General features: G+C 54.9%; 16 protein-coding genes. 4 read left to right on the top strand and 12 right to left on the bottom strand.

The annotated features are described in order from the left end of the window. Positions 1–11: 11 nt before the first annotated feature. The 4 genes from AY555_RS09465 to sdhC are packed head-to-tail and all read right to left on the bottom strand — an operon-like array spanning position 12 to position 3,405. Entirely contained in the window at positions 12–794 is a 783-nt protein-coding gene (locus AY555_RS09465) for a succinate dehydrogenase iron-sulfur subunit (protein ID WP_066136051.1), read from the bottom strand. A gap of 26 nt (positions 795–820) precedes the next feature. Next, complete coding sequence (gene sdhA / locus AY555_RS09460) at positions 821–2,611, bottom strand: succinate dehydrogenase flavoprotein subunit (protein WP_066136048.1); 1,791 nt, start codon at positions 2,609–2,611, stop codon at positions 821–823. Continuing rightward, positions 2,611–2,997: a succinate dehydrogenase, hydrophobic membrane anchor protein gene (sdhD, locus tag AY555_RS09455; protein WP_066136045.1), complete on the bottom strand. Its 387-nt coding sequence runs from the start codon at positions 2,995–2,997 to the stop codon at positions 2,611–2,613. Before sdhD ends, sdhA begins: the two co-directional genes overlap by 1 nt. 24 nt (positions 2,998–3,021) lie before the next feature. Continuing rightward, positions 3,022–3,405, bottom strand: coding sequence for a succinate dehydrogenase, cytochrome b556 subunit (gene sdhC, locus AY555_RS09450; RefSeq protein WP_066136042.1), 384 nt, complete (start codon positions 3,403–3,405; stop codon positions 3,022–3,024). A 385-nt stretch (positions 3,406–3,790) separates the two neighbouring features. Here sdhC and AY555_RS09445 point away from each other — a divergent pair, with 385 nt between their 5' ends. After that, positions 3,791–5,338 carry an ATP-binding protein gene (locus tag AY555_RS09445; protein ID WP_066136039.1) on the top strand — a complete coding sequence of 516 codons (1,548 nt, stop codon included), beginning with the start codon at positions 3,791–3,793 and terminating at the stop codon, positions 5,336–5,338. Positions 5,339–5,377: 39 nt separating this feature from the next. Here the strand turns inward: AY555_RS09445 and AY555_RS09440 are convergent, their stop codons facing one another. After that, on the bottom strand, positions 5,378–6,943 hold the full coding sequence (locus AY555_RS09440; protein WP_082811990.1) for a catalase: 1,566 nt from the start codon (positions 6,941–6,943) through the stop codon (positions 5,378–5,380). A 298-nt stretch (positions 6,944–7,241) separates the two neighbouring features. Here AY555_RS09440 and pdxY point away from each other — a divergent pair, with 298 nt between their 5' ends. Continuing rightward, entirely contained in the window at positions 7,242–8,126 is an 885-nt protein-coding gene (pdxY, locus tag AY555_RS09435; protein WP_066136036.1) for a pyridoxal kinase, read from the top strand. Here pdxY and ctrA read toward each other — a convergent pair. Further along, positions 8,118–8,843, bottom strand: coding sequence for a response regulator transcription factor CtrA (ctrA, locus tag AY555_RS09430; RefSeq protein WP_066136033.1), 726 nt, complete (start codon positions 8,841–8,843; stop codon positions 8,118–8,120). The two genes, pdxY and ctrA, sit on opposite strands and share 9 nt — an antisense overlap. 176 nt (positions 8,844–9,019) lie before the next feature. Here ctrA and fliI point away from each other — a divergent pair, with 176 nt between their 5' ends. Both fliI and AY555_RS09420 read left to right on the top strand, forming a co-directional pair. After that, on the top strand, positions 9,020–10,366 hold the full coding sequence (gene fliI, locus AY555_RS09425; RefSeq protein WP_066136030.1) for a flagellar protein export ATPase FliI: 1,347 nt from the start codon (positions 9,020–9,022) through the stop codon (positions 10,364–10,366). Between the two features lie 13 nt (positions 10,367–10,379). After that, the gene (locus tag AY555_RS09420; RefSeq protein ID WP_066136027.1) at positions 10,380–10,826 is read left to right on the top strand and encodes a hypothetical protein; all 447 of its coding nucleotides are present in this window, start codon (positions 10,380–10,382) and stop codon (positions 10,824–10,826) included. On the opposite strand, the gene AY555_RS09415 is transcribed toward AY555_RS09420, so the two are convergent. The 6 genes from AY555_RS09415 to AY555_RS09390 form a co-directional block, all read right to left on the bottom strand. Beyond that, complete coding sequence (locus AY555_RS09415; RefSeq protein ID WP_066136022.1) at positions 10,809–11,720, bottom strand: type 2 periplasmic-binding domain-containing protein; 912 nt, start codon at positions 11,718–11,720, stop codon at positions 10,809–10,811. The genes AY555_RS09420 and AY555_RS09415 overlap by 18 nt on opposite strands. Before the next feature lie 136 nt (positions 11,721–11,856). Next, positions 11,857–12,597, bottom strand: a complete 741-nt coding sequence (locus AY555_RS09410) for an energy transducer TonB (protein WP_066136019.1) — start codon at positions 12,595–12,597, stop codon at positions 11,857–11,859. Continuing rightward, positions 12,594–13,019, bottom strand: coding sequence for a TonB system transport protein ExbD (gene exbD / locus AY555_RS09405; RefSeq protein WP_066136017.1), 426 nt, complete (start codon positions 13,017–13,019; stop codon positions 12,594–12,596). The genes AY555_RS09410 and exbD overlap by 4 nt, the downstream gene beginning before the upstream one ends. A 6-nt stretch (positions 13,020–13,025) precedes the next feature. Next, complete coding sequence (gene exbB / locus AY555_RS09400) at positions 13,026–13,934, bottom strand: tonB-system energizer ExbB (protein ID WP_066136015.1); 909 nt, start codon at positions 13,932–13,934, stop codon at positions 13,026–13,028. Between the two features lie 221 nt (positions 13,935–14,155). Next, positions 14,156–15,427, bottom strand: coding sequence for a DnaJ domain-containing protein (locus AY555_RS09395; RefSeq protein ID WP_066136010.1), 1,272 nt, complete (start codon positions 15,425–15,427; stop codon positions 14,156–14,158). A 153-nt stretch (positions 15,428–15,580) separates the two neighbouring features. Next, positions 15,581–17,152 carry a hypothetical protein gene (locus tag AY555_RS09390; protein ID WP_066136007.1) on the bottom strand — a complete coding sequence of 524 codons (1,572 nt, stop codon included), beginning with the start codon at positions 17,150–17,152 and terminating at the stop codon, positions 15,581–15,583. Positions 17,153–17,168 lie beyond the last annotated feature (16 nt).

The raw sequence follows: 17,168 nt of genomic DNA, 5'->3' as shown, positions 1-17,168 counted from the left end.
CGTGCGTTCGATCAGAGTGAGCGCTCGATGATCTTCTTCTTGATGTCTGCAATGGCTTTGGCTGGGTTTAAGCCTTTCGGGCACGTATTGGTACAGTTCATGATCGTGTGACAGCGATACAGCTTGAACGGATCTTCCAGTGCGTCCAAGCGCTTTCCTGTTGCCTCGTCACGGGAATCATTAATCCAGCGTGCAGCCTGTAGCAACACAGCAGGCCCCAAGTAGCGATCACCATTCCACCAGTAGCTGGGGCAGGACGTCGAGCAGCAGAAACACAGGATGCATTCCCACAGTCCATCAAGCTTCTCCCGGTCCTCCGGAGACTGGAGGCGTTCCCCGTTCGGGGGAAAAGGAGTATCAGCCTGCATCCAAGGCTCTATGGAGGCATACTGGGCATAGACATGGGTCAGGTCTGGTACGAGATCCTTGACCACAGGCATGTGCGGCAACGGGTAGATCTTTACGTCACCTGTAATATCAGCAATAGGTTTCAGGCATGCTAGTGTATTTGTGCCATCGATGTTCATGGAACATGAGCCACAGATACCTTCCCGGCAGGAACGACGGAGCGTTAGTGTTGAGTCAATCTCATTCTTGATTTTCAACAGTGCATCCAGAACCATTGGGCCGCACGCATCAAGGTCAATCTCGAAGGTGTCCAGCCTCGGGTTCTGCCCGCTGTCCGGATCATAGCGATAAATCCGGAAGGTCTTGACGTTCTTGGCACCAGCCGGGGCCTTGACGGTTTTTCCTTCAGTAACCCGGCTGTTGGCAGGCAGGTTGAATTCAACCATGGTGTTTTCCCTTTCAGCCAGCGCGCTCAGTAAACGCGCTTTTGCGGCTTGATATACTCAACCTCGTTCGACAGCGTGTAGGTATGCACTGGCCGATAGTCCAAGCGGACGGAATATTTCTCGTCAACATAAGCCAGCGTGTGCTTCATCCACGTCTGGTCATCGCGTTCCGGGTAATCTTCGTGGGCATGCGCCCCGCGTGATTCTTTCCGGGCCTCGGCAGAAACCATTGTGGCATTGGCGCAGGCCATAAGATTTTCAAGCTCTAGCGCCTCGATCAGGTCGGTATTGAAAATCAGTGAGCGGTCTGTAATGCCCATATCCGGCATGGTGCCTGCGATTTTCTTCAGGTTGCCCACACCTTCTTGCAGGGATTTGGAGGTGCGGTACACAGCTGCATCCATTTGCATGGCTTTTTGCATGTCGAGGCGAATATCAGAGACGCGACGCGGCCCCTTGGCGTGACGAACACGATCCAGACGGCTCAGCGCATTCTGTCCGGCATCGGCGGGCAGTGGCTTGTGCTTGGATCCCGGCTTTATCAGCTCTGCTGCCCTGTGTGCTGCGGCGCGCCCGAAAACAACAAGATCCAGCAAGGAGTTTGTACCAAGCCGGTTGGCGCCGTGAACGGAAACGCAGGCCGCCTCTCCGACAGCCATCAAGCCTCCGCACAGGTTATCCGGGCTTCCCGCTTTGGGGCGTACAACCTCGCCGGTGTAGATCGTCGGGATGCCGCCCATATTGTAGTGTACGGTTGGAAGAACCGGGATCGGCTCACGCGTGGCATCAACTCCGGCGAAAATTTTGGCGGTTTCTGTAATGCCGGGCAGGCGTGCATGCAGAACGTCAGCGCCCAGATGTTCCAGATGCAGGAAAATATGGTCCTGCTCTTTTCCGACACCCCGTCTTTCGCGGATTTCCATGGTCATGGCGCGGGATACGACGTCGCGTGATGCGAGATCCTTTGCCGTTGGTGCATAACGCTCCATAAAGCGGTCGCCGCCGGAGTTCGTCAGATAGCCGCCCTCTCCACGGGCACCTTCTGTAATCAGGCAGCCTGATCCATAAATGCCGGTGGGATGGAACTGGACAAATTCATGGTCCTGAAGAGGCAGCCCGGCGCGGGCAACCATGCCATTTCCATCCCCGGTACAGGTATGGGCAGATGTACAGGAGAAATAGGCACGGCCGTATCCCCCGGTTGCCAAGACCGTCTGATGTGCCCGGAAGCGGTGGATGGCACCAGTTGCCATATCGAGTGCGACGACGCCCAGACATTCTCCACTGGATGGATCCATGATCAGGTCAAGGGCAAAATATTCAACAAAGAACTCCGCCTTGTGCTTCAGGCTTTGTTGGTACAGCGTATGCAGAATGGCGTGGCCGGTCCTGTCCGCAGCAGCGCAGGCCCGTTGCACCGGGGCCTTGCCAAAGTCACGCATATGGCCGCCGAAGGGACGTTGGTAGATCTTGCCTTCGGGAGTACGTGAAAAGGGAACCCCGAAGTGCTCCAGCTCGTGGACAGCGGGTATGGCCTCGCGGCACATGTATTCAATGGCATCCTGGTCGCCAAGCCAGTCCGATCCCTTGACTGTGTCGTACATATGCCATTCCCACTTGTCCTCGGCCATGTTGCCCAAGGCAGCACCGATGCCGCCCTGTGCGGCAACGGTGTGGGACCGTGTAGGGAAAACCTTGGTGATGCAGGCGGTCTTCAGCCCGGCAGCCACCATGCCGAATGTGGCACGCAAACCAGCCCCGCCCGCGCCGACAACAACAACATCATATGTGTGGTCAATAAAGGTATATGCAGCCATCAGCCCCGGCCTCCCATTGCAATCATCAGCACCGAAACAACAGAAAAGATGCCGAACAGGACTGCAAGCAGTTTGGTAACAATAATTCCGGCAACCTTTGCCGCATTACAGTGGACGTAGTCTTCAAATACCACCTGAAGGCCCAGTTGGGCGTGGTGAAAAACGGCAACCAGAAGCGCAATCAGCAGCGTCGCGTTGAGCGGCGAAGACAGCCAGCTCCGCATCGCTGCATGGTCGGCCCCTACGTGTGATGCCAGCGAGGCAACAAACCAGAAAACGAGGGGGATCATGGCAACCGCCGTGACACGTTGCTGCCACCAGTGGTGTGCACCCTCGTGGGCAGATCCAAGCCCGCGGGCCCGAGAAAGTGGAGTGCGCAAGGTCATGGTATTTTCAACTCCCTGTCCGGCTCAGTGCATCATGCCTACGCCCCAGGCCAGGGCGGTCAGGGCAATAGAGGCAATGAGAACAACAATGCCGGAACCCCGTATTTCATGAATTTCGAAAAGCTTGCCGGCATCCCAGAACAGGTGCCGGATGCCGTTACATACGTGGTAAAACAGCGCAAAGCTCCATCCTGCAAGCAGGAGCTTGCCCAGCGGAGAACCAATCAGCGATGTGGCGTGGGCATAGGCATCAGGGCCCGATGCCGCAGCCCACAGCCAGTACATCAGCAGGGCGGTTCCTGCGATCAGGGCAACGCCGGTAATGCGATGGCTGATGGACATCGCCATGTGCAGCCTGAAGGCATAAATCTGGAGATGCGGGGATACTGGTCTGGTATCAGCTTTCATGGCCCAAGCCTCTTGCGGGGTTTCCCTGCCGGAGCGCAATACCCTGGATGCGCATGGTGCGGAAAATTTCTGGTTTACGGTGCGTCGGTGATGTAGCTCTTCGTCTTGTTTCTTGTCAATGATTGGAACAGTTTCCAAAGGGTTGTCCGGTATCGTGCCCGAGACACGGGGCTTCTGCAATCCAAAGCCCCGGTACCTTTGGGCTTGCCACGGTGTAAAAAGCCCTTTTCATGGCCCGAATGGCGGAAAAGCTGGATAATTGGTGCCTTGCACAGGGGGAGGCAAAGGGCTGTACAGACAACTTTGTTGTTGGCTCAAGGGTTGACATATACGCCCCAATAGACAGATTCGCCCCTTTGCTGTGTTGACCATTACCGGAGAGACCATGACCGTCAGCATCGATATGGGCCGGACGCAGACGGGAACCCCTGCTTTTCTTGATCTGGAAGAGCTGCTTGCAACACGTTTGTTGGTACAGGGAAACTCGGGATCAGGGAAATCACACCTGTTGCGCCGTTTGGTGGAGCAGGCGGCCAGTCATGTCCAGCAGGTTGTTATTGACCCTGAGGGTGATTTTGTAACCCTTTCCGAACGTTTTGGGCATGTTGTGGTGGATGCGGCCGAGCATTCCGAGAATGGCCTGCAGAAAGTGGCCGGGCGGGTCCGCGAACATCGCGTTTCTGTTGTCCTGACCCTAGAGCACCAGGAAACAGAACGGCAGCTGCGGTCGGCTGCAGCCTTCCTTGGGGGGTTGTTTGATTCAGATAGAACGTTCTGGCATCCTGCTTTGGTTGTTGTTGATGAAGCGCAGCTGTTTGCGCCGTCCGCAGCGGGGGAGATATCGGATGAGGCCCGCAAGGTGTCCTTGGGGGCGATGACCAATCTGATGTGTAGAGGTCGGAAACGTGGCCTTGCCGGGATTATTGCAACCCAGCGCCTTGCCAAGCTGGCCAAGAATGTTGCCGCCGAGGCTTCCAATTTTTTGATGGGGCGGACCTTCCTGGATATCGATATGGCGCGTGCCGCAGATTTGCTGGGGATGGAGCGGCGCCAGGCCGAGATGTTCCGCGATTTGCAGAGGGGGCAGTTTATTGCGCTTGGTCCGGCGCTTTCCCGTCGTCCCTTGCCCATCCGTATTGGTGCGGTCGAGACGTCAGGCCGCTCTTCCAGCCCGCGTCTTTTGTCTCCACCTCCTTCGTTGGGAGAACAGGCTCGCGACTTGCTGATGGCTTCTGAAGGGCATGATATTCGGCCTGTGTCTTGTGCACGGATTACCCCTATGACGACGGAGCCTCTGGTGTGTGCCCAAGATGAGGAGCAAGAGATTCTGTCGTCTGTTTTTGCTGAAGCTGGAGAGGTGGATCCTCTGCTGGTCCTTTGCCCAGACCCGATTGCTGCGCCGGCTCCGGTCCAGGCAGTTAAGCCTATCGCTGAAATTGGACAGAGCGCTTTCTATGACATGGTGCTCCGCGATCTGTTGTCTGATGACGATGCGCCCTATCGTTCAGTGGCCGTCCTGTATCAGGATTTCTTGGTCCGCTGTCGCAGTCATGGCGCCAGCGGTCGAGGCCTTGATCTTCCTGGCTTTCGGCGCCGTCTGGCTGTTGTGCGGGCCGGGTTGACCGAGCGTTGTATGCCGGAAGAGGATTGGAATCGTGTGATGGCGGCCGCAGATCTGATTCCCGAAGATTTACGGGCGTTATTCCTGATGTTGGCCAAGGCCGCATTTGAGAAGAGCCCTTGTCCTTCCGATGCGGATATTGCCAAGGCTAGGGGCAGCCGGTCATCCCGCCGTGCCCGTGGCTTGTTAAGCCATCTGGAGGAGCAAGGCGTGATTGTCATTCGTGACGATGTATACGGGAACCGGGCGATTGCATTGCCGGGTCTTGGTTGGGAAACCGCACCGGGGCATCCAGATGCTGTAGATGCTTAGGCCGTACCTGCCGGTAAAATGGCAGGTACGGCCTTGAGCCTATTTCTTACGTGTTCCTGACTTTGCCGTTTTGCTTTTGGTAGTCACTGCTTTTTTCTTTGTCTCTTTTTTTGCCTTTGCAGCTTTCTTGGTTTTGTCACTTGACCCGCCTTCTTTCAGGCCAAGTGCTTTGGCAACGCCAGCCCCGTAATCCGGGTGTACTTTCTTGAAGAGGGCAATCTGGCGCTTTTGGATATCCTTTGGCACCCCGTCCATATCGGCCGCAATGTTCTGATACAGCCTTTCTCTTTGCCCTTTATCGAACAGCTCGAACAAGGCACGTGGCTGGCTGTAGTAATCTGTATCCTCACGATGGTTCCAATGATCCGCATCGCCTTCAATTTTTAGCGGGGGTTCGGCGTGTTCTGGATGTTCATTCCAGTATCCGAAGCTGTTCGGCTCATAGGTCACGCGCCCGGAATTGATGTTGTCAACGCGCATGGGTCCATCACGGTGGTAGATCCCGTGTGCTGGGCAGCGTGATGCATTAACCGGAATTTGATGGTGGTTGACACCCAGCCGGTAGCGTTGTGTGTCCCCATAGGAGAAGAGTCGGCCCTGTAGCATCTTGTCCGGCGAGAACCCAATGCCGGGTACAACATCAGCCGGGTTGAAGGCTGCCTGTTCCACCTCTGAAAAGTAATTCTCAGGGTTTCGGTTCAGTTCGAGCTCGCCGACCTCGATCAGGGGATAATCTTTGTGAGGCCAGACCTTGGTCAGGTCAAAAGGATTGAAGCGATATTTGGCGGCGTCTTTTTCCGGCATGATTTGTACGCAGAAACGCCAGCGCGGGAATTTGCGGTTTGAAATGGCATCGTACAGGTCGCGTTGAGAGCTTTCGCGATCCTGCCCAATCAGGGTGGCTGCTTCTGCGGGGTTCAGGTTCTGGATGCCTTGCCGTGATTTTAGATGGAATTTGACCCAGAAACGCTGCTTCTTGGCATTGATGAAGCTGAATGTATGGCTGCCAAAGCCATGCATGTGGCGATATGAATGGGGGATGCCTCGATCACTGAAGTCTATGGTCAGCTGGTGCAGGCTTTCTGGCAGATGGGAGAAAAAGTCCCACTTCCATGTGGCATTGCGCAGGTTGGTGTGTGGATCACGCTTTACCACGTGATTGAGGTCGATAAACTTGAGCGGGTCGCGCAGGTAAAAAACAGGCGTGTTGTTGCCAACCAGATCCCAGTTTCCATCCTCAGTATAGAACTTGATTGCAAATCCACGGATATCACGTTCGGCATCGGCAGCACCGCGCTCTCCGGCAACGGTCGAGAAGCGTATGAACAGGTCTGTTTTCTTGCCAATCTTGGAAAAGATCTTCGCCTTGGTGTATTTGGTGATGTCCTTGGTAACGGTAAAGGTGCCATAGGCACCTGATCCCTTGGCATGCATCCGGCGCTCGGGGATAACTTCACGGTCGAAGTGCGCCATCTTTTCTAGGAACCATACATCCTGCAACAAGAGTGGCCCCCGGGGTCCTGCGGTCATGCTGTTCTGATTGTCGGTAACCGGTGCGCCGGCTTTTGTGCGTAAGCGGCGATGTGATGTCGGTGTACTGGCCATGGATTCTTCCCCCGAAATCCAGAGTGTGTTCTAGAGCGGTAGTGAGAATGAGCGAGGCCATGACGGATGCAAAGAGGTGACAACAGCCGCTAAAGTTCATGGAACGTACAGCCATGACTTCTTTTTATGATGCCGATAGTTATGAGATGTTACTCCATGGCGTCGTCGTGGCAAATTTTCTGTTCGGAGATATACCAGTTCATTCTGGTGCTGTGAGCGCAACACGGTGCGGTACTGGAAAGATTGGTCTCGATGTTTTGTGCGATGCAGGTTTGTTCTTCAGGGGTGTTTTTTGGACATGTTTCCTCCTGTTCGTAGTGTCGTATCTGTGCAGTCGCACGTAGCCTATGGCCATGTCGGCAATGCTGCGGCTGTCTTTCCCTTACAGCGCATGGGATTTGAGGTGTGGCCCGTTCATACGTGTCAGCTGTCCAGCCGTCTTGGTTACCCCGATGTCCGCGGCGATATTTTTCGTCCGGCGCATGTCCGTGATGTTTTGTCGGGCCTAGAGGGGAACGGCATTCTTGGGCAGTGCTCTGCCATGGTATCGGGTTTTCTCGGACGTGCTGCGCTGGGCAAGGTTATTGCCAAGGCCGTTGGTCGTATGCGTGATTCCAACCCGGAAAGCTTGTATGTCTGTGATCCTGTTATGGGAGATGACAATGCTTCCGGAACCGGGGTCTTGTATGCACCTGCGGATATCCCGGCCTTCTTTGCTGATTGTTTGGTGCCAATGGCTGATGTTGTGGTTCCAAACCGTTTTGAGTTGGCTCTCCTTGCCGGAATGGATGTTCGTACAGTAGAAGATGCCTTGAAGGCGGCCAAGGCTGTTATTGGACGTGGGCCGCGTCTTGTGGTTACGACCAGCCTTCCTTTGCCTGACCCCGGCGAGATTGGTTGCTTGGCTGTAACTGCTGAGCAGGCTTGGTTGGTTCGTGCCGAACGTATTCCCATCAAGGCCAGTATGCATGGAACCGGTGATATTTTTACAGCATTGTTGACCGGTGCCTTGTTACATGATGTGCCGATTCCTCAGGCCACGGCTCATGCGGCATCCTCGCTGCATGCCATTATTAAAGAGACCATTCGTCGGGAAGAGGTAGAGCCTCAACTAATCGTGTGCCAAGAATATCTCCTGACACCCCCATATCTATTTGATGCTGAAAGTCTTGTTTTAGGCTGATACAGCGTCTGGTGTCTGAGGAGCTGCCGTTTCTGCTGCAGCGGATGGATCGCGCAGTACATAGCCACGTCCCCAGACTGTTTCGATGTAATTATCCCCATCTGATGCTACGGCAAGTTTCTTGCGTAGCTTGCAGATGAAAACATCGATAATTTTCAGCTCAGGTTCATCAATGCCATTGTAAAGATGGCTGAGAAATTGGTCCTTGGTTAGAGTTGTGCCCTTGCGGAGAGCCAGAAGCTCTAGGATGCCGTATTCCTTGACCGTCAGGTGTACGGGGTTGCTGTCGATCGTGACGGTATGGGCATCCAGATTGACGCACAGGCGTCCGGTTCGCACGACGGATTGAGAGTGGCCTTTTGAGCGTCGCACGATTGCCTGAATGCGCGCGATCAGCTCTGAGCGGTCGAATGGCTTTGTCAAATAGTCATCGGCACCGCTGCCAAGCCCGCGTACTTTTCTGTCTGGTTCGTCAAGGCCGGACAAAATCAGGACCGGCGTTCCAATCCGTGCAGCCCGTAGCTGCCGGATGACGTCCATTCCATCCATGTCCGGGAGGACTAAGTCAAGCAGGATGATATCATAGTCGTAGAGCTTGCCAATCTCCAGACCGTCTTCGCCTAGGTTGGTGGAATCAACAACCCACTGCTCTTTGCGAAGCATGAGTTCGATACTCTGCCGGGTGGCTGTATCGTCTTCTACGACAAGAACGCGCATGGGGCACCCTCATGCTCTGCGCAGACGTCTTGATCCCTGTTCTTTGAATCCGGACATCCGATTAACCCGACATTAACGATAGAGTGATTGATTGTTACGTGCAAGCACCAAGTGTCTGTGTGCCCGTAATGTAACAGTACGCAGTATCTTGTGATTCATGGCAGAAAGATCCTCGTATGCCCATACCGACAAGCAATCTGCTGACAGACATTGCTCGCTTGCCTGATTACAGGCTTTTTGGTCGGGTGGTTGCTGTGCAGGGGCTTCTGGTCGAAGTTGGAGGCATACAAACTTCTGTCTCGGTTGGTGACCGTGTGATGCTCACAAGGCGGGATCGGCACATGGTGCCAGGTGAGATCGTCGGTTTTCGCGATGGTCGGGCACTGCTGATGCCTTTTGGGACATTGGACGGTATAGGTTTGGGGGCTTGTGCCGAGGTAGTGGCTGCTGCTCCGGCTGTTTATCCGCATGAATCCTGGCTGGGGCGCGTCATAACCGCCATGGCTGAGCCTGCTGACAGTTTGGGGCCTTTGTTGTCAGGACCTGTTGCCTATCCGGTTCGGGCCTCGCCGCCACCAGCTCATGCACGACAGAGAGTGGGTGGAAAACTGGACCTAGGCATCCGGTGCCTGAATGCCTTCACAACGTGCTGCGTTGGCCAGCGTATGGGAATTTTTGCCGCATCAGGCGTGGGGAAATCCTCTGTCATGTCCATGATGGCCAAGTATTCGTCGGCTGATGTGATCGTTTGTGGACTTATAGGAGAGCGTGGGCGTGAGGCCCGGGAGTTTATAGAAGATGATTTGGGGCCTGAAGGTTTGGCCCGTTCTGTTGTTGTGATTGCCACGTCTGATGAGCCACCCTTGATCCGGCGTCAGGCTGCTTATCTGACCATGACAATTGCAGAATATTTCCGGGATAGGGGTGCCGAAGTCCTCTGTTTGATGGACAGTGTGACCCGTTTTGCCATGGCCCAGCGCGAGATCAGCCTTTCTGCGGGAGAACCACCCGCCAGCAAGGGGTATACGCCAACCGTTTTTGCCGAGTTGCCCAAGTTGCTGGAGCGTGCTGGCCCCGGAGGTCCCGGGCAAGGCAACATAACCGGTCTGTTCACAGTTCTGGTTGAGGGGGATGATCATAACGAGCCTGTCTCGGATGCTGTGCGCGGTATTCTGGATGGGCACGTTGTGCTGGAGCGGTCTATCAGCGAGAGGGGCCGCTATCCCGCCATGAACATCCTGCGATCTGTTTCCCGGACCATGCCCGGCTGCAATACGGAATGGCAAAACCAGTTGGTTTCCCGCTGCCGTAGGATTGTGTCGGTTTATGAGGACATGAGTGAACTGATACGCCTTGGTGCCTACAAAGATGGATCCAATGCGGAAGTGGACGAGGCCATAGCCCTATATCCCCGTATAGAAGCCGTTCTTGGTCAGGGCAAGACTGAGTCCGCAACGCTGGACCAAACGTATACGGCCTTGGCCGAGGCCGTCGGGTTCGAGATGGCAGCTGAGAGCAGATAAGAAGGGGGCTGTTATGTCGCGTACCCTGAAGGGTCTTGTGCGTCTGCGTAAGTGGGATGTGGATGAGAAACGTCGTTTCCTGGCGCGTCTTATCGCTTCTGAAGAGCAGCTTATTGCTTTGCTGCTTGCTCTGGAAGAGCAGGGGATCAAGGAGCGTCATGCAGCAGCGGCTGATCCCTTGGGTGCCGGTTTGACTTATGGTGGGTATGTGCGCTGGGCCAAGGAGCGCCGCGAGACACTTGAAAAAACCCTGAAAGACCTTCGTCGGCAGATCAGTGCTGCCCGTGATACGCTGGCCGAGGCATTCAAGGAACTGAAGACCAGTGAAATCGCCGAGGACAACCGTATCGGGCGTGAGATATCCATGCGTGAACGCCAAGAGCGTGCCCTGCAGGATGACATCGGTCTTGAGATTTATCGCCGTCGCGGGGGGCGGACCAGTCTATTGACCCGTAAGTAACTCTGTGGTTGGGATTGCCAGCGTGGGGCCGTGGGCATCTGGATCATTCAGCATGATAACGTGGCGGCTCTTCAGGTTAAGAACTTCCAAGTCCTTGCGGAATAGTGCGTCAAACCGGGTCTTCAGGGTTCCATTGGCCAAGATACGGTCCATCCCTGCTTCGAGGCGCTCTTTTAGCCTGTCCTCACCGACTGATACGTAAAGCCACATAGCGATCGGGGTTCGGACCAGTATTGTTTGTTCAATCGCCAGATCCGGGTATGTCTGCTTGTAGTGATCAAGCTCACGCATGACTTCGTAGACGCTACGGGATAAATAATCCACCCGACCTATAGACAGGAGATTATACAAGCCATCCAGATCAGGCCACAGAGTCACGGGCAAGTCATTACCTATGAAGATTTTGCTTATATGCCAGTTCCGGCCAGAGGCAACGGGGAAGGCGGCAAGATCATTCAGGGTCTTGATACCGGAAAACTTGTTTTGCTCACCGGCTCGTATAATGGCAACCCGGTATCCCAAAAGTCCCCGGTCCGCAACGTGACTGACCCGCATGAACCGTTTGTCACTGATCGTGCAGCTGGGGAGAAGGGCAACATTGATCAAGCCCCCCTTCTCAAGCTCTGTTTCCAACCGTGTTCGATCCGAGACCCTGGATTCCAGAACTAATTTCCATGGGCCAAAGTCCTGCTCTGTTGCCTGTAGGGCCATCTTCAGCACCTCTACAGACCAAGCAAAGCGGGGGTCATTTGGATTTTCCGGGGCAGGTGTCCGCACTTCCATAGGCTCTTGCGCCAAGCAGGGGCCAGATATAGGAAGCAGCGCAACCAGCAGCACAACAATTGCCAACCTCAACATCCGCCATGCCTGACAGGGACTGATGGTCTGGAACATGCGCGCTCACCCCTTGTCATGCGATAGAGTGTTGACTGGGTATTCTGGTATTCAGGAAGACCTCAGTGAGTATGGCAAATATACTGACGCAAAACCAGCATACTTGACCAAGATGTGTCACCGGGATCCTTGGCTCCTATCTCAGGTAGAATTGTATTGGAGAGACAAGCTCTAGGGCAGAGCTTTCCGTTCCGGGCGGAGGGGGAGGAAGAGGGCTTGCGCGCCTTACAAGATCTAGGCCCTCCTGATCCAGAAGCGGGAAGCCCGATGATTCTTCAAGGGCTACGGATAAAACATCCCCCGTTCTGGCAATCCTGAACCGGATAATAACAGTACCTTCCTGATAGCGTGCTTTTGCAAGGCGGGGGTAATGCTTATGGCGTTCAAGATGTGACAAGATCTGGCCATGCCAGAGTGACATCTTGGCTGCAGCAGAGCTGTCGGACTGCGTTATGGCGCTGGTGTTGGAAGAAGCTTCTTGTCTGCCTGCCGTATCCTGTGACCGCTTTCGTTGTACAGGGTTCTCTTCCGTATGTAATGCGGTAGGCTTGGGATTGGTCTTGCGGCGGCGCGATTCTGTCTTGGGGGCCGGCTTGGGGAGCGTTACGTCTGCTTCCTGAACGGGTTGCAGCTTTTGCTCTTGCTGGTGTGGTTCTTCTACCGCATGAGATGGTGGTGCAGAGGCTGGCGGCGCAGGCAGCATGTCAACAAGCAAAGCTTGCCCTGTGACAAAGCCTGTTGTCGGCTCCGGTGTGATCCAGGTCCCCAGTGTTGCAGCAACAAGAAGGCCGTGAGCCAGAAGTACAGTACCAAAACAGCTCGCCCAGCGATTGAAGGACTGTGGCTCCCATGGCAAGGATACTGTGTGCTTCCTCACGGATTTTGTCCTTCCTCCACTCCGGTCAGGGCAATTTTCAGATATCCATTGTCCCGTAGTACATTCATGACGGCCATGACTGTTCCGTAATTCACCGCCTTGTCTGCCATAAGAAAAATACGTTGTTCCCGGTTCTGACCGGTCTGTGCGTTCAGTGCTGCGGGGAGCATGGCGGTGGACAGTGTTTCCTGCGCCAGAAGAAGGTTCCCGTCGCGGGTCACTGTCAGAAAGACGGGATTGTCTGGTCTGGGTGTTGGTATCGCGGTTGAGGAGGGCAGATCAACGGGTGTGTCAACGGTCGACAGGGGGGCGGCTACCATGAAGACGACCAACAGCACCAGAACAACATCGATAAAGGGTGTCACATTGATAGCGTGATTTTCTATTAGTTCATCACGATTATTATGAATAGGGCCTGCCATGCTTTCTTACTCCGCAGCAGAGCGCGGGATTGCCACCCGGACGGGGGAGGAATGATGGTTGCGTGGCTGATGAATATCGGGAGAGCTCTCCGAGCGCAGATCGAGCTCACGACTGACCAGACGCAGCATAGTTGCCGACATATTGCCAACAAGACCACGGTATGCTCCTATTGAGCGAACCAGCAGATTATACAGGATAACCGCCGGGATTGCCGCTACCAGCCCCATTGCCGTTGCCAGTAAAGCCTCGGCGATACCTGGCGCCACGATCGCTAAGTTTGTTGTTTGTGCTTTTGAAATACCAATGAAGCTGTCCATGATCCCCCAGACAGTGCCGAACAGACCAATGAATGGGCTGTTCGAGCCTATGCTGGCTAGGATACCTAGGCCTGAGGCCATACGCCGCCCGGCATCGGCCTCAACCTGTTCAAGCCGCGAAGATGTCCTGTCTTTGATGCCCTCCTTACCGCTCTCTCCGGACAGGGTGATTTCAGTAATGGCAGCCCCGATCATTGTGTGGCACAAGCCGTTATGATCGCGGAGTACAGTGCGTGCTTCTTCCGCTGTACGGCATGTATCCAGTGCGTGGATAGCACGGGATAGGTCGCGTTTTGCCTTGCGTAATTCAAGGCTTTTTGCCCCCCAAATGGTCCATGTCATAACCGAAGCAAGAGCTAGGCATCCCATAACAGCCTTGACCACGCTGTCGGCAGCCATGAACATCCCGCCCAGTGAAAGATCATGAGGTAGTGCTGAAACGGTGGCTTCAACAGCAGCGGTTGTTGCTTCTGCTGTGGTATCGGTCGCGGATGCTTGGGACAGGAGAGAAAACACACATAAAAGCGCCACGGCCGCTAGGATAGTCAGAAGGCGTATGGTGTCTGTCGAGAATACTTTTGCATTTATTTTATACATTCTAAAAAACCCTGTCCGCCCTGGCGGGGCATTCTGGAACAGCGCTGCCTTGATTTCCGCGCTGTCCGATTGTCCGGAGAGGCAGGCACTTTATGGAAAGTGAGAGTCATCCGCAACAAGACTTGTGCCAGCATACACGTCCTGACAGAGCTGGGTCCAGCCCATGATCGGTCTTTTTTGCCTGATTCTGCCGGTATGCCTTACTGCAGGTATACTTTGCCCTATTCTCGTTGCGTCGTTGTTTCTCGCTGCTGGCGTGGAATATGAACCGGGTTAAGAAACCGGGACGGGACATAGCCTGACATGCCTTCCGGCGTGATAATACGAGCCCAGTTACCGCCGGTATCGATTTCTGTCACCAGAACCATGGCACCGGCTGCCAATTCTCCCGTTTTTTGGAAACTTGTCCCGGGTCCGCTGCGTATGGCCAAGCCCGCGGCCATGGTTTCATGCAGTCCCCCCGCTTTCAGGGATGATGACGACGGGGATGCAGAGTCAGTGTTTCTAGGCTTGTCCTGATCAGGCCTGACAAGGGGCAGCTCGGCATCGCGGACTGTATTCCAGCTGATAACAGCTGTTGCGGCACCGGCCAAGTACAGTGGCGACAATTGAAGCAGACGGAAAGCGCCCACGCCGCTCCATCGATTTTTCAGTTGGCGGGCCGCCGACTGTGGGGAGGCCGGGACAAGGCTATCCGCCATGTACTGTTGCCCCACTGTTGTGGCAAATTGTCTGGCCTGCCGTGCGATATTATAGGCCATGTCCCTGTCTTGTCTGGCCAAGAAGGCGCGCGCCTGGTGCATAAGGGTCCGATAGTTGCGATCCGCAGGCAGAATCCCTCCCCGTGCGGTTACCCAAAGGGCATGAATGGTATCAACGGGTCCAGACAGGCTCCACCAGCCCAAAAGCCAATTCCGGATGGAAACCTGCAAGCCGGTGATATCGGCGCAGCGACGGCAGTACAGACCCTCGATGCTGGAGTGAAGACTGCGTGCCAACATCCCGCGAACCAGTGGAAAAATAACGTAACGCGGCTGTGCTGCAACACGACCACAGCGATCGCATGTGGATAGCGGGAGAAGGGGAGGAGGAGATGACGTGGACCATGTCCGTTTCCGTCGTTGGTCTTGCGGTTTTTCCTGTCTGGCTTGATTGGCTGAGGGTCTGGGGTCTGTACGTTCGGACTTCTGCTTGTCCCGTGCCCCTGTTCCTGCTGACGCTTGCCGTTTATACTGTGTTTGCTGTTTTTCAGCTGTATCAGTACTCCGGGACAGCGCATCGTATTGCGCCTTTTTCTCGGGGTTGGAGAGAATCTCGTAGGCTGCGGTGATGGCATGAAACTTTTCGTGTGCATCCGGGCTGTTATTTCGATCCGGATGCAGTGCCATGGCCAGCTGACGAAAAGCTGTTTTGACAGCGGCGCCATCCGATCCGGGATCAAGGCCCAGAACGCGGTAATATCCTTTGGGATCACCGGTGAGTTTGGCAGCCATCCCGTACGGTCTCCTCGTATCCTTTGAATCTATACGGACTGTCTCTCACGTCCTGATCCCTAGTACAGCCCTTATATGTATGTCAAATGCTCTGCACGGCATGCTGTTCATGCAACATATACTTGGTTGGCGGCGAAGCTGTCCCCCATTTCCTTATACGATCAGACCCGGGCCTGGATCAGGGTGTCCGGGTATAGCATCAGCCGGTCCAGCGAATGATGGTGAGGCATGGAATAAAAGGCTTCCGACCAAGTTCAGGGCTTGGGATGCGTTGGTATACAAGGCCAGCATAGTGGTTCTGATCTCTATATCCAAGGGGATGTGCGTGCGGATCAGCAGGTCCAGACGGCGATCCTTATACAGGTAAAGACCATCGAATTGCATGGGGCCAAGGCGGGAAAGGTTGAGATTAAGCAGAAAACGGAATCGTTCTCCTTTTTTTGCTTTCACTGCGTCTTTTTCACTGTCCTGCTCTCCGTCACGCCTGCTGATAAGGGTAATCTTTTCAATACTGTTTCCATTCAGGAAGGGGAGGTTCTGTAGTCTCCAGTCTCCTCCCCCATCTGTAGAGGGGCGTATCATCTCGCGTAGTTCTGCGGAAAGGGCACGTGCGCTTTCACGCCCTAGGGATTGCTCAAGAATGTCGCGCACGCTCTCCCCCGGCCACGGGCGTGTGCTGCTAGCCGGGCGTGATAACTGGCTGAATGCCATAAGAGCGAGCAGCATGCGTCCGTCGCTGGTTGGAAGATGGTGGATCAAGGCCTTGATCCCGTCTGGTCCGTTGGTCTGCAGGGCTATGGCCAAGGCCCGCTCCATTCCGGGCCAGCTAGGCACGGATACGGAGCCGATTTTCATGCTTTCAGCTGATGATATAATGTCTGGATGAGCGAGTTGTGGGGTGACTTGTATAATATCCAAGCTAACAGGGGTACCAGCGGGAAGGGACAGGGGGCGATCCATGGATAGTAAGCCCATGGGAGTGGCAATAATGGCACGTCCGGAATTGGTGTGTGGGGCGATGATCCCCGTTATAGATCCGGGGATGGGTGTTGATGCAGCCGATGGAGTGCCCTGCGGCATAGGTTGGGTTATGGAACCTTGCTCTGTCAGCAGTCCTGTTTGAGAGGTAGGGGCAGGAGAGTGTATGGATGACGACGCGGATGCTGCTCCGGCATTACTGGATGCAATAGGGGTGAGACGAAACAGAACAGTTGTCCCTATCGGCCACGGAGGCAAGGGGGCTGAACTGCGATCAGAGTGAGACGGGAAGAAATGATCTGGTGCGGCAATAACCTGCGCAGGTATGTGACTGGGTAATGATGTTTGCCATACTGCTGCAGCTGCTGGATTTACACCAAGCCCGGGAGGAGTGGATCCCAAAAGAGTATCAGGCTTGGGGGATAGCCATGGCACAGGGTTTACAGCCATGATGCGAAGCATGACAGCCTGTCCAGGTCGGAATTCTGTCGTCTCCAGAACAAGACGTGTTCCCGCTGCCAGAGTAAGCGTGGTGGGCAGGTTGGCTTTTATTTGGCCATAAGGTGTATCAAGAAGAACGTCGTGACGAGACGGTTGCAGCGAGCGAACGACAACGGCCTCGATTTTTGTCCCCGCGGGTAGTGATGCCACTGGGGTAGGGGGAGAAAGAAGGGTGACAGAGCCCGAAACAGATGGCGTTGGAGGCAGAGGGGCGCCTGATGAGGGAGGCGGAGGAACATTCGGCATGTACGTTCCCCCGGCC

The organism is Haematospirillum jordaniae, assembly GCF_001611975.1.
GTDB lineage: Bacteria > Pseudomonadota > Alphaproteobacteria > Rhodospirillales > Rhodospirillaceae > Haematospirillum > Haematospirillum jordaniae.
This window is presented reverse-complemented; position numbering and strand designations above follow the sequence as displayed.